An 11869-nucleotide genomic window follows, 5' to 3' on the forward strand; every position below is an offset into this window, starting at 1 on the left:
TTTCCTTATGGTGTCGGTACAAGCCCGCCGTAGTTTCGCGCATCCGTCAGGTCAACAGGTGCATCTGCTCCGCTCAGCGTGTCACATCACCGAAGCCGCCGGTCGAGCCGTGTCCGCCTTCGCCGCGGGCCGAACCGGGCAGCGAGGTCACCTCGACGAACCGCGCCTTCTCCACCGGCTGGATGATCAGCTGTGCGATCCGGTCGCCACGCCGCAGCGTCACCTCGGCGCGCGGGTCGAGGTTGATCAGACACACCTTGATCTCGCCACGGTAGCCCGCATCCACAGTGCCAGGTGCGTTCACGAGCGTCACGCCGTGCTTCGCGGCCAACCCGGAGCGCGGGTGCACGAAGGCGGCGTACCCGTCTTGCAGAGCGATAGCGATCCCGGTGCCGACCAGGCCACGCTCGCCGGGCTTGAGAGTGATGTCGCTCGTCGCCACCAGATCCGCGCCGGCATCGCCGGGATGCGCGTACGACGGGAGCGGGAGGTCGGGGTCGAGTCGCTGGATGAGAACCTCGGTCACGAGAGGCGACCTTACCGATGAGCCTGCACCGCCCTCGTGCCAGGCTGGTCCTTGTGGGTACCTATCGCGAGAAGCTGAGCGTGCCGGTGTCGTGGTGGATCATCGCCGTCATCGCGACAGTCACGCTCTTCGTCATCACCTATGTACCGGTCGGGTCGTTCGGCGGCGTCTTCGTCGGCGGCACCGCCGCGGTCCTGCTGGTGCTCTTCTTCCTCCAGTACGGCGCCGCGCGGGTCGAGGTGGACGGCGAGCGGCTCCGGGCCGGCCGGGCCGTGATCGAACGGGCGCACCTGGGCACGGTCGAGGCACTGACCGGCGACGACGCGCGGCGCGCGTTCGGACGGGAGTGCGACCCGAAGGCATACCTGCTGCTGCGCCCGTATGTGCGGAGCGCCGTCCGGGTCCAGATCACCGATCCGCGCGACCCGGCGCCGTACTGGGTGATCGCCACGCGGCACCCGGACCGCTTGGCGGCAGCCCTGAGGGGCAACAGCGTGGCAAGATCCTGACTGTCGGGGACTTGCGTTAGGAGGCTGCTGTGGTCGGAGCGAAGATCGGCTGGAAGCTGGTGCTGACCGCGTTCACGCTGGTGGTGGGACTGGTCGCGAACAAGGCCGTCCGAACGGCCTGGAAGCTCGGCTCGGGCGGGAAGCCGCCGAAGGCCGGCGAGGGCGGGTACGCCGAGGTGGTCAGCTGGGCGGTGGCGAGTGGTGCCGCCGCGGCGGCGGCCAAGCTGTTCGCGGAGCGGCGGGCGGCGCAGTACTGGCTGAAGTCGACGGGCTACGCGCCGCCGGGGTATGAGCAGGACGCGACCAAGGGCCTGGTCAAGGACACGGACACCGGTCTGGTGAAGAAGCAGGACTGACTCGAGACAGCGCGGGACCGTCCCCGAGGATCTGGGGACGGTCCCGTGCTGGTCAAGCCGAAGAAGGGCGCTGGTGTCAGGCTGCGCAGTCGCGGCAGATCAGCTGCCCGTTCTTCGTTTCCGCGAGCTGACTGCGGTGGTGAACCAGGAAGCAGCTCGAACAGGTGAATTCGTCGGCCTGGCGCGGGAGGACCCGCACCGCGAGCTCTTCGTGGCTCAGGTCGGCGCCGGGCAGCTCGAAGCTCTCCGCGGCCTCGGCCTCGTCCTCGTCGACCTTGCCGGAGTTCTTGTCGTGACGGCGAGTCTTCAGTTCCTCGATCGACTCTTCGGAAGCGTCCTCGTCCGTCTTGCGCGGGGCGTCGTAATCAGTCGCCATGGTGTTTCCCTGCCCTCTTCGTACCCGTGGTGTTGCCTGCTGAGCCCTTGAACGGGTAAAGCGGCCGAGAAATTCCGCGCGTGAGCACCACGCTGAACCTTCGTCCCCCGAAACCCTTGACAGCCAGGCCGGGACCGGCAACAACCGTTCCCGAGGACGGGATTGTGCCCTATGAAGGGCCCTACGCGCGCGTTGGGGTCCAGGTTCTGACCCGCGTGTCGCAAAAATGTCATGACCGAACACGAGAATGCTCGTTAATGCTCAGTACTGCGCAGAAACGAGCATTCAGAGACCGCTACGCACGCAAGGGGTCCGCGGCGGCGAGCAGGTCGTGGAGCGGCCCGAACAGCGCCGGACTGGCCGCGATCGACATCTCCGGTGAGACCGGGGCACCGTTCAGCCCGCCCGTGGTCGCGCCGGCCTCGGCCGCGATCAGCGCACCCGCTCCGTAGTCCCACGGATTCAGACCGCGTTCGAAGACGGCGTCGAGCCGGCCGCAGGCGACGTAGCACAGGTCGATCGCGCCGACCCCGATCCGGCGGATGTCGCGGACCTTGGTGATCAGGTGCTGGATCACGTCGGCCTGGACCTGCCGGCGGGCCGGGTCGTACCCGAACCCGGTCCCGACCAGGGCGGTGCTCAGCTCGGTGCATCCCGACACCCGGATCGGCTGACCGTCCGCGAACGCGCCACCGCCCTTGGTCGCGGTGAACACCTCGCCCCGGGGCGCGTCCACGACCACACCGGCGACCGTCTCCCCGTCGTACTCGACCGCGATCGAGACGGCGTACGTCGGGAGGTCGTAGAGGTAGTTGACCGTGCCGTCGATCGGGTCGACCACCCAGCGGACGCCGCTGGTGCCGGCCACGTCGTCGCCCTCCTCACCGAGGAACGAGTCGTCCGGGCGGGCCTTCAGGACCCGGGCCCGGATCAGCTCCTCGGACTCGCGGTCGACCGCGGTGACGACGTCGGTGACGGTGCTCTTGGTGTCGGCGACCGTGATCGTGCCGCGGCGGCGTTCGACGATCAGCCGGGCCGCCTCCTCCGCCACCTCCACGGCCAGCTTGAGGAGGTCTTGCGGGCTTTCGGCGGTCATACAACTTCCTTAGAGGTAGGACGGCGAAGGGCTGGGCAGCAGTCGTGACGGCAGTCGTCCCAGCCCGGGCCGAGCTTGCCGACGCACGGGCGGGCCGGTTGCTCACCGCGCTCGGCCGCGGCCCGCTCGACGACCAGATCGCGCAGCATCGTGACGAACCGCGGGTCGGTCCCGGGCGTCGCGGCCCGGGCCATCGGCAGGCCCAGCTTCTCGGCCGTCCGGGCGGCCTCGGTGTCGAGGTCGTAGATGACCTCCATGTGGTCGCTCACGAACCCGATCGGTACGACGGCGACACCCGGCACACCCTCGGCCGCGAGGGTCTCCAGGTGGTCGTTCACGTCCGGCTCGAGCCACGGCATCTGCGGCGGGCCGGACCGCGAGCAGTAGACCAGGTCGGTCCGCCGGGTCCGGCCGGTACGGCGCTCGAGCTCGGCGCTGATCTCCGCGGCCACGTCCAGGTGCCAGTCGACGTACCCGTTGCCGTCCGGGCCGCTGGTCGCGTTCATCGCGGTCGGGATCGAATGCGTCACGTAGGCGATCGCGGACCCCTCGGGCAGCCGGCTCAGCGCCTCGGCGGTCGACTCGACGAACGAGCCGACGAAGCCGGGGTGGTTCGCGTAGTGCCGGAGCTTGTCGATCCGCGGCGCGTCCGGGATCTCACGGGCGGCGTCCTCGAGGTTCTCGCGGTACTGCCGGCAGCCGGAGTACGACGGGTAGGCGGCGGTCACGATCACCACCGCGCGACGGATCCCGTCGGCGGCCATCTCGCGCAGCGTGTCGGTCAGGTACGGCGCCCAGTTGCGGTTGCCCCAGTAGATCGGCAGGTCCAGGCCGATCTCGTCGAACGACTCCCGCAGCGCCTTCAGCAGCGCGCGGTTCTGGTCGTTGATCGGGCTCTTCCCACCGAACGCGTAGTAGTGCTCCCCGACGTCCTTCAACCGCTCGTCCGGGATGCCGCGGCCGCGCGTCACGTTCTGCAGGAAGGGCAACACGTCCGCGGGCTTCTCGGGACCACCGAAGGACAGCAGGAGGACGGCGTCGTACGGCGCGGCGGCGGGCGACTGGGGCAGCGGCATATTCCGAGTTTCTCAGACCGGCAACAGTTAGGGTGTTGCCGGTCCCTCATGCTCAAGCCCTACGTCCACCTCATGCGCCGTCCCGGTGCCAGTGCGTTCTTCACTGCCGGGATCCTCGGGCGTATGCCGATCTCGATGATCGGCCTCGGCATCGTCATCCTGATCGCGCGCGAGAGCGGCTCGTACGGCCTGGCCGGCGCGGTGTCCGGCGTCGCGGTGATCGCCGGCGCGCTGACCGGCCCGATCCAGGGCCGGCTGGTCGACCGCTTCGGCCAGCGGACGCTGCTGCTGATCGGTTCGGTCCTCTGCACGATCGCTCTCGCGGCACTCCTCGTCGCAGTGCGTGCCGACGCACCCGTCTGGGTGCTGTACGCGGTCTCGTTCGTTGCCGGTGGCACCCGTCCGCAGGTCGGCTCGTTCGTCCGCGCCCGCTGGACCCATCTACTCGGCCGCGGGCGGGCTCTGCAGACCGCGTTCGCCCTCGAGGCGGTCGGCGACGAGGTCGTCTTCATCGTCGGTCCGGTCCTCGTCACCACGCTCGCCACCCAGATCAGCCCGTACGCCGCCCTGGCCGCCGCGGCGGTGTTGGGACTGGCCGGCGGGATCTGGCTGGCGTCGCTGCGTGCCTCCGACCCGCCCGGACGCGGTAAGTCCGACGGTGCCGAGCAGGCGCCACTCCCCTGGCTCTCGCTGATGCTGCTCAGCCTGGTCGGTCTCGGGCTCGGCGCGACTCTCGGTGGCGTCGAGGTGGTCACGATCGCGTTCACCACCGAGAAGGGTCAGGCCGAGCTGTCCGGCGTCGTACTGGCCGTTTGGGCGTTCGGCAGCCTGCTGGCCGGTCTCTGGTACGGCTCGGTCCACTGGCGCGCCCCGGTCGAGCGGCGGCTGCTGTTCGGCACGATCCTGCTCGCCGTCAGCCTGGCCCCGCTCCCCTGGGTCAACAGCGTGCTGCTCGTCGGTGTGGTGCTGTTCTTCTGCGGCTTCACTATCGCGCCCACGATGGTCGCCCTCACCGCCTGCGTCGAGGAGTGGGTCCCGCCCCAGCGCCTCACCGAGGCGATCACCTGGACCGTCACCGGCATCCTCCTGGGGGTAGCCCCGGGCAACGCCGCCTCTGGTCACGCAGTAGACGTTTGGGGCCCCTCCACCGCCTACTGGGTCCCCTTCTCCATCGGCATCGTCTGCGCCCTGGTCGCCGCCCTCGCCACTACCTTCGCCCGCCCCAAGACTCGCTTCGCCCACAATTAGGCTTGTATCTCCTCTTACGGGAGATGTGAGGGTGTCGGCATGGACCACTCGATCGGTGAGTTGGCGCGGCTCGGCGGGGTGACGGTGAAGACCGTGCGGTACTACTCGGACCACGGGCTGCTGCCATCACGGCGTACTGCTGCGGGCCACCGTCGGTACGACGCCGACGCGGTCGCGCGGCTCGAGCTCATCCGGACGTTGCGTTCCCTTGGCATCGATCTGCCGACGGTGCGGGCCGTGCTGGAGCGCGAGCGGACGCTGGCCGACGTACTGACCGCGCACGCCGAGGCCGTCGCGCTGCAGATCCGGACACTGCGGCTCCAGCACGCGGTGCTATCGGTGGCCGCCTATCGTCACTCGACCCCGGAGGAGCTCGACCTCATGCATGAACTGACTGCCCAGTCCGAGCGGGAACGCCGTACGTTGATCGCGGACTTCCTCACCTCGACGCTCGGCGACGACCCCGCCTTCGCGGCGATCCGGCAGAACCTGACGCCGGTGCTCCCCGACGACGCCGACGCACGGCAGGTCGAGGCGTGGCTGGAGCTGGCCGCGCTGGTCCAGGACGACGACTTCCGGGCCGCCGTACGACGGATGGCCGTCGGCTACCGTGCTCTGGTCGCGGACGGCCCACTGCGGCACGATCCGGAGTTCCGCGGGCGGCTGATCGAGCTTCGTCGTACCGAGGCCGGCCCGCGCTGGCCGCGGTATCTGGAATTGCTTGCCGTCGTCAACGGCTGGGCCGCGCCGTCACGGATTGCGGGGTAGCGGCGCGTTCCAGCCACGGCGGATCGCGATCAGCCGGATGGCGAAGCACGTCGCCGCCGCGGCGATCGGCACCCACAGGGCGTCGTACTTCAGCGCTGCGGCGACGACCACGATGCCGGAGCCGAGGAAGGCCGGCGTGGCGTAGATCTCCGCACGGAGCACGACCGGAACCCGGCCGCTGAGGATGTCGCGGATCACACCGCCGCCAATGCCGGAGATCGTGCCGATCAGGGCGGCCGCGAGCGGCGACAGGTCGTAGTCGAGGGCCTTCAGCGCGCCGATCACGCAGAACAGCGCGAGACCGGCCGCGTCGAAGATGTTCACCTGCCGCTCCAGCCGGCCGATGCCGGGATGCAGGAAGAACGTGAACAGCCCGGCCACGACCGGCGCCACCAGGTACCGCCAGTCCTGCAGCGCCGCGGGCGGCGTCGCACCGAGCAGCACGTCCCGGATGAAGCCGCCGCCGAGCCCGGTGACGAGCGCGAGCACCAGGATGCCGAACACGTCGAGCTTCTTGCGTACGCCGACCAGCGCGCCGGTGATCCCGAACACAAAGATGCCAACCAGATCAAGCACCTGCAGAACCACGGATCCACTCACACCCCGCACGCTAAACCACGCGCGCCTACCGGCCTGTGCGCTCTATCGTCGGTGGACATGAGCGGAGCGCCCGACGTCGACTACACCGCAACCTCGCTGCGTCCGGACTGGAACACGCTCCCACCCGCCCTCCACGAATCCCTAGCCGTTGCCCTAGGCACCGAGATCACCGCGGCCGCTCCCCCGGTCGGCTCTGGCTTCACCGGCGGCTTCGCGGCCCCGATCCAGCTGGCCGACGGCCGCCGCGTCTTCGTGAAGGCCGCCGACGACACCATGCACGCGTACCACGCCTACCAACGCGAAGCCGAAGTAGTCCCCCAGCTGCCCTCCGCGATCCACGTCCCCGCCATCATCACCACCGCCCACGCTGTCGATGGACCCCCTCCCGCGGAAGGCAGGCGGCGGTGGTTTGCGGTGGTGTCCGAGTGGGTGGAGGGGCGGATGCCGGGGGCGCCGTGGACGGGAGACGACTTCGCGGTGGTGACCACGATGTGTGAGCGGATCGCGGTGGCGATGGAGCCGAGTCCGTTGGAGAGGTTGCACACCTTCATCCAGGATCTGGAAGGGGACGAGTCACCGCTGCAGATCCCGGGGCAGATCGTCGCGGGTGAGCGGCCGTTGCCGGAGCGGTTGCAGCCGTGGGTGCCCAGGATCCTGCCTGAGCTGGCGGACCTGGTGCAGCTGGCACCGGAGGCGTTCGCGGGGGAGGCGGCGACGCACGGCGACCTGCGGCCCGACAACCTCCTGCTCGACGCGACCGGCACCTGCTGGACCGTCGACTGGAACTGGCTGGCGCTCGGCCCACGCTGGATGGACTGGGTCGGACTGCTTCCGGTCGCCCAGCACCAAGGCATCGACACAGCCGCCGCCATCCACAGCAGCCCGCTGACGGCCGACGTACCTCCCGAACACCTCGACTGCTTCGCCGGCGTGATCGCGGCGTACATGATGAGGAACGCCGACGCGCCCCCGCCGCTCGGGTGTACGCCGGCGCTCCGTGAGCATCAGCGGTTCTACGCCTGGACCTTCCTCGACTGGCTCGCCGTACGCCGCGGCTGGTGAGCGCCTACGGTGGAGGTATGACGAAAGGCCCCACCACCAGGTTCAAGGTCGAGGTGCTGGACGGCGACCGGACGTCCCGGCGTGAGGATGTCGTCGTCACCGAGGAGCCGTTGGAGCTGCGGCTGGAGTGGCCGGGGCGGCCACCCGAGCCGCTGGTGGTGACGATGCGGACGCCGGGTTCCGACTTCGAGCTGGCCGCCGGGTTCTGCCTCGGCGAGGGGTTCGCGGTCCGGCCGGACGCGATCCGGACCGTTGCCTACTGCACCGACGTGAAGCTGACCCGGGACCAGCAGTTCAACACCGTCACGGTCACCTTAGACGGACCCCCGGACCGCGAACCACCCCAGCGGTACGGCGTCACGTCGGCCGCGTGCGGTGTCTGCGGCCAGCAGAGCCTCGACGAACTCGCCGAGCGCGAGTACGAGCCGGTCGACCCGGTCGAGGTATCGGTCGACGTCGTGCGCGGCCTGCCCGATCTGCTCCGGGATGCCCAGCCGACCTTCAGTCGCACCGGCGGCCTGCATGCGGCCGGCCTGTTCACCGCCGACGGCCGCAAGGTCGTCGTGAAGGAGGATGTCGGCCGCCACAACGCCGTCGACAAGGTCGTCGGCTGGACCGTCCTCAACCACCACAGCCGCAAAGGCCTCGTCCTAGCCGTCAGCGGGCGCGCCGGCTACGAGATCATCCAGAAGGCCGTAGCGGCCGGCATCGGCATGATCGTCGCGGTCAGTGCGCCGTCGAGTCTCGCCGTCGACCTGGCTCGCCGTTTCGGCATCGCTCTGGTGGGTTTCACCCGGGGCGAACGCTGCGTCGTCTACAGCGCACAAGAGCGCATCCTCCGCTGACCGATCGCCGGTCTGAGGGGCTGGGGAGCCTGATCTAAGGAGGCATGCCCCATGTGCTGCTCCCCTCCAGCCAGGACGGTGGAGGTAGACGGCGACTGTCGTCGTCCAGGGAGGAAGCCATGAAACACCGCTACACGATCCTTGCACTGCCGGCGCTCGTCTGCGGGACGGTCGTGGCCGGATCGGACCAGGCGTGGTCGGAGCGACCGATCGATCCCGACATGCGCCACCATAGGCCGGCCGTCGTCCAGCCGGGGCCGCCCGACCGAGTCCAGGTAGAGGTGGACGACACCGCCGCCGAGGCCCTGCAGACAGGAGCCGGAGTCCTCGGCGGCGCGGCCCTGACCATGACCGGCCTCTGGCTGTACCGCCGTCGTCATCCACTCGCCACCCACTGAGTTGGCGGTTCTGGTGCAGGTCAAGCGCCAGGACCGCCAAGGCGCGTCGCCAGAGCGGCAGCCTCCAACCGGCTCCCAGTTCCGGTCTTCCGGAGGATGTTGGAGACGTGAGCACTCACGGTCTTGTCGCTGATGACGAGTTCCTTCGCGATCTCGCCGTTCGAGCGGCCGGCGACCAGCAACGCCAGCACCTCCCGCTCCCGCGCGGTCAGTGTCACCAACCGAGTGGCCGCCTGCGCCGGTACGACGAGGGGCATCGGCTCACTGAGGCTGATTCGCGAACGCCGGGCGAGTGCTTCGACCTCGTCCTGCAAGGGCTTGGCGCCCAGTTCGACAGCGCACCGATGGGCGCTTCGCAGCAGGGCAGGCACGCCGACTGGCGGCCGACCGGCTACTACCGCTGCTTCCGCACAGCGCCACTGCGAGACCGCCCGATGCCAAGGCACACCGGCCGCATCGCACGCCTCGGCAGCGCGCTGCCACAGCTCGGGCTGATCCGGGTCGTCGCGGCACCGGGCGAGCTCGGCCAGGACGAGCGCCTGGTTCATCAGGTGAAGCACCCCGTCCGGCCGGTCGCTTGCGAAGGAATCCCACGGCCAGCCGTTCACCACCTCCTCGGCGGCTGCCACGGCAGCGGCGGTACGCTCCGGGTCGCCCGCGTCGCGGGCAGTTCGCGCGAGTTCGGCGGCAGCGTGGGCATAGGGCACCAACAGGTCGTCGTCGTGATCACTCGGAGCGGCGCCCGGGATCGTGAGTCTGGACCGCAGCCAGTCGAGCGCCTCCTGCAGCTTGCCTTCGGCTGCGAGCACGTCGCCGCCGCCGATGGCGAGGGCACCTCGAATCCCGAGGAAGGTCGTGGAGATCAGTTCGCGAGCACGGTCGAGGTGCTGCCTGGCCTCGGGCACTCGGCCGCGGCGCACTGCCAGCGATGCGGCCGTGAGCCTGATGGCAGCTCCGGGGATGGCATGACAACGAGCGGCCAGTGCCAGCCGTAGCAGGTCGTCACACTCTTGCCACCGACCGGAGTCCAGCAATCCGCGAGCTGCCATCCCGGCCAGGAAGTAGGCGAACATATCCGGGCCAGGCGCCAGCAGTTCGGCATGGCCGCGCAGAGCCACCTCGATGGCTTCCTCCCGCCGTCCGAGCGTCCGCAGGGTGTTGACCTGCCAGACGAACGCGTTCAACAGATCGAACATCGACCCGCACGCGCGTGCCAACGACTCGGCCTCCTGCGCATCGGCCAAGGCGGGCAGGGGCGACTCGCGGACGATCACGCTCGCTCGTTCGGCCAGCGCTTCCGCGAGCGCCCGCTCTGATCCGGCCCGGCGGGCGATCCGTACTGCCTCGTCTGCATGAGCCACTGCTTCCGGCCGGCCACTCCAGCTCTCGGCCGATCCAAGGGCGGACAGTACTCGCGCCCGTTCAGCGCTGGCCGGGAAGGGGGCGGTGAGGTCGAGCGCCTCGTAGATGTCTGCCAGGACGGCTTCGATCGGATCGGTCCGGAGCCACCGCAGGATGCTTCGTTCGACGAGCAGGTTCCCCGCGGAGAGCGGGTCACGTTCGCGATCCACCAGACTCAGGGCCGTGTTGAGCTGCTCCATGGCAGTGTCGTGCCGGCCCAGCCGTGTGCAGATCGCGCTCGTCTCGACGGCGAGCGTTGTCCGATCGACCGTCGGGCCACGGACATCCGGCGGGACCTGCTCCCACAGGGCACACAGTCGCTCCAGCTGGATGGCCTGCTCCGCAGGTGCCCGCAGCTTGGCTGCGTACTCAGCGGCCATGAGAGACCAACGGTACGTGTCAGTGACCCGGCCGGCTTGCTGGCTGTGGACCGCCAGATCGGCCGCGGCTGCTTCCACCGGAACGGACCGGGCTTCCAGCTCCCGGAGGTAGGTGGCATGGATGAGTGCGGCCTCGTCCCGCGGCAGAGCGTCGTACAGAACCTCGGCGAGCAAGGGGTGGCGGAACCAGAGCAGGTCATCCGATCCGGATCGTAGGACACCGTGCTGCTGGGCTTCGCTCACGCAGCCGGACAGCGTGGCGACCTCGACTCCGTGCTCCAAGGCGACGGCTTCCAGTAGGGGCAACGGGGTCGGGCGCCCACCGACGGCGAGTACCCGAACCAGCTGACGCGCCGGCCCGGACAGGCGGTGCCACGCAGCGAGAAGCGCATCCCGGAGGGCCCCCGGAACCGTGGCCGGAAGAATGGACTCTGCCCCGGACAGCTGCCCCGCGAGCAGCTCGGTCAGATAGGGGTTGCCATCCGATCTCGCCTGCACCTGAGTCACCAGGTCGATGTCCACAGGCCGCCCGAACAAGTGCGCCAGTTGTACTCCGGTCGCATCCGGGCCGAGCCGGTCGAGGTGGATCTCGTCGAAGGCCGGCGTACGTCGCATGTCCGCCAGCCAACTGTGGAGTGGATGACCCTCGCCGAGATCCTCGTCGCGGCACGTGGCCAACAGCGTCAGCCGCTGGCCGTGGAAGCAGGTGATCAGATACGAGAGGACGTCCAGCGAAGACATGTCCGCCCAGTGCAGGTCGTCGATGACCACGACCACGGGATGGCGCTGCGCGATGCGGTCGAGGACCAGGTCGATCAACGGGATCAGCCGAACCGTCGCAGACACCCGGGTGGTACCCAGTGTCGGCAGCAATGTGCTCAGCTCGTCAGCACCGGCCAGAACGTCCGCCTGTTCCGCCTCGTCCGCACCGGCCAGCCAGTCCTGCAGAAGACCGATGATCGGCGCGTACGGGAGCGATGCGCCACCGAAGTGCACGCACGAACCCCACAAGACCAGCAGTCCCGGAGCGTCGCAGACGTCTCGAACCAATCGGGTCTTGCCGACTCCAGCCTCGCCGCGGACAACCACCGCCCGCGGTTGCCCCGCCGTCCCTGCCCGCACCACCTGGGCGAGCAGATCCGCCTCGTCATCCCTCCCGGCGAGCCGACCACCAAGCCGCACCCCCACGGCGCTCATCACGTCAGTCTCCACCCGCTGCCGGGCGGTC

At 69.5% G+C, this 11869-nt stretch carries 13 protein-coding genes; 7 read left to right on the plus strand and 6 right to left on the minus strand.

Going from position 1 to position 11869, the window contains the following annotated elements:
* Positions 1–73 precede the first annotated feature (73 nt).
* Positions 74–526 (minus strand): dUTP diphosphatase, encoded by a 453-nt coding sequence (gene dut, locus OG555_RS38755; protein WP_329478440.1) that lies wholly within the window; start codon positions 524–526, stop codon positions 74–76.
* A gap of 53 nt (positions 527–579) precedes the next feature.
* Between dut and OG555_RS38760 the strand changes: the two genes are divergently transcribed.
* Positions 580–1035 carry a DUF3093 domain-containing protein gene (locus OG555_RS38760; protein ID WP_329478442.1) on the plus strand — a complete coding sequence of 152 codons (456 nt, stop codon included), beginning with the start codon at positions 580–582 and terminating at the stop codon, positions 1033–1035.
* Between the two features lie 29 nt (positions 1036–1064).
* On the plus strand, positions 1065–1391 hold the full coding sequence (locus OG555_RS38765; RefSeq protein ID WP_329478444.1) for a DUF4235 domain-containing protein: 327 nt from the start codon (positions 1065–1067) through the stop codon (positions 1389–1391).
* Positions 1392–1467: 76 nt separating this feature from the next.
* Here the strand turns inward: OG555_RS38765 and OG555_RS38770 are convergent, their stop codons facing one another.
* From OG555_RS38770 to OG555_RS38780, 3 genes are all read right to left on the minus strand, one after another.
* Positions 1468–1767 (minus strand): DUF4193 domain-containing protein, encoded by a 300-nt coding sequence (locus OG555_RS38770; protein WP_130379292.1) that lies wholly within the window; start codon positions 1765–1767, stop codon positions 1468–1470.
* Positions 1768–2062: 295 nt separating this feature from the next.
* Positions 2063–2863 carry an inositol monophosphatase family protein gene (locus OG555_RS38775; protein ID WP_329478447.1) on the minus strand — a complete coding sequence of 267 codons (801 nt, stop codon included), beginning with the start codon at positions 2861–2863 and terminating at the stop codon, positions 2063–2065.
* Positions 2860–3939: a ferrochelatase gene (locus tag OG555_RS38780; RefSeq protein ID WP_329478449.1), complete on the minus strand. Its 1080-nt coding sequence runs from the start codon at positions 3937–3939 to the stop codon at positions 2860–2862. The genes OG555_RS38775 and OG555_RS38780 overlap by 4 nt, the downstream gene beginning before the upstream one ends.
* 48 nt (positions 3940–3987) lie before the next feature.
* Between OG555_RS38780 and OG555_RS38785 the strand changes: the two genes are divergently transcribed.
* Positions 3988–5187 (plus strand): MFS transporter, encoded by a 1200-nt coding sequence (locus OG555_RS38785; protein ID WP_329478451.1) that lies wholly within the window; start codon positions 3988–3990, stop codon positions 5185–5187.
* 39 nt (positions 5188–5226) lie between these two features.
* Complete coding sequence (locus OG555_RS38790; RefSeq protein WP_329478453.1) at positions 5227–5955, plus strand: MerR family transcriptional regulator; 729 nt, start codon at positions 5227–5229, stop codon at positions 5953–5955.
* Here the strand turns inward: OG555_RS38790 and OG555_RS38795 are convergent.
* The gene (locus OG555_RS38795; RefSeq protein WP_329478455.1) at positions 5938–6555 is read right to left on the minus strand and encodes a trimeric intracellular cation channel family protein; all 618 of its coding nucleotides are present in this window, start codon (positions 6553–6555) and stop codon (positions 5938–5940) included. The genes OG555_RS38790 and OG555_RS38795 overlap by 18 nt on opposite strands.
* Positions 6556–6612: 57 nt before the next feature.
* Between OG555_RS38795 and OG555_RS38800 the strand changes: the two genes are divergently transcribed.
* The 3 genes from OG555_RS38800 to OG555_RS38810 all read left to right on the plus strand — a co-directional run bounded on the left by OG555_RS38800 (position 6613) and on the right by OG555_RS38810 (position 8860).
* Positions 6613–7617, plus strand: coding sequence for a phosphotransferase family protein (locus OG555_RS38800; protein ID WP_329478457.1), 1005 nt, complete (start codon positions 6613–6615; stop codon positions 7615–7617).
* A 17-nt stretch (positions 7618–7634) separates the two neighbouring features.
* The gene (gene fdhD / locus OG555_RS38805) at positions 7635–8462 is read left to right on the plus strand and encodes a formate dehydrogenase accessory sulfurtransferase FdhD (RefSeq protein ID WP_329478459.1); all 828 of its coding nucleotides are present in this window, start codon (positions 7635–7637) and stop codon (positions 8460–8462) included.
* A gap of 119 nt (positions 8463–8581) precedes the next feature.
* On the plus strand, positions 8582–8860 hold the full coding sequence (locus tag OG555_RS38810) for a hypothetical protein (RefSeq protein WP_329478462.1): 279 nt from the start codon (positions 8582–8584) through the stop codon (positions 8858–8860).
* A gap of 20 nt (positions 8861–8880) precedes the next feature.
* Here the strand turns inward: OG555_RS38810 and OG555_RS38815 are convergent, their stop codons facing one another.
* On the minus strand, positions 8881–11838 hold the full coding sequence (locus tag OG555_RS38815) for a helix-turn-helix transcriptional regulator (protein WP_329478463.1): 2958 nt from the start codon (positions 11836–11838) through the stop codon (positions 8881–8883).
* Positions 11839–11869 lie beyond the last annotated feature (31 nt).

This window comes from Kribbella sp. NBC_01484 (assembly GCF_036227145.1).
Lineage (GTDB): Bacteria > Actinomycetota > Actinomycetes > Propionibacteriales > Kribbellaceae > Kribbella.

What these genes read in the sequence shown, in the direction of transcription:
- OG555_RS38770 (WP_130379292.1), bottom strand. Translation starts at nt 1,767, where the DNA reads ATGGCGACTGATTACGACGCCCCGCGCAAGACGGACGAGGACGCTTCC.
- OG555_RS38775 (WP_329478447.1), bottom strand. Translation starts at nt 2,863, where the DNA reads ATGACCGCCGAAAGCCCGCAAGACCTCCTCAAGCTGGCCGTGGAGGTG.
- OG555_RS38780 (WP_329478449.1), bottom strand. Translation starts at nt 3,939, where the DNA reads ATGCCGCTGCCCCAGTCGCCCGCCGCCGCGCCGTACGACGCCGTCCTC.
- OG555_RS38785 (WP_329478451.1), top strand. Translation starts at nt 3,988, where the DNA reads ATGCTCAAGCCCTACGTCCACCTCATGCGCCGTCCCGGTGCCAGTGCG.
- OG555_RS38790 (WP_329478453.1), top strand. Translation starts at nt 5,227, where the DNA reads ATGGACCACTCGATCGGTGAGTTGGCGCGGCTCGGCGGGGTGACGGTG.
- OG555_RS38800 (WP_329478457.1), top strand. Translation starts at nt 6,613, where the DNA reads ATGAGCGGAGCGCCCGACGTCGACTACACCGCAACCTCGCTGCGTCCG.
- fdhD (WP_329478459.1), top strand. Translation starts at nt 7,635, where the DNA reads ATGACGAAAGGCCCCACCACCAGGTTCAAGGTCGAGGTGCTGGACGGC.
- OG555_RS38810 (WP_329478462.1), top strand. Translation starts at nt 8,582, where the DNA reads ATGAAACACCGCTACACGATCCTTGCACTGCCGGCGCTCGTCTGCGGG.
- OG555_RS38815 (WP_329478463.1), bottom strand. Translation starts at nt 11,838, where the DNA reads ATGAGCGCCGTGGGGGTGCGGCTTGGTGGTCGGCTCGCCGGGAGGGAT.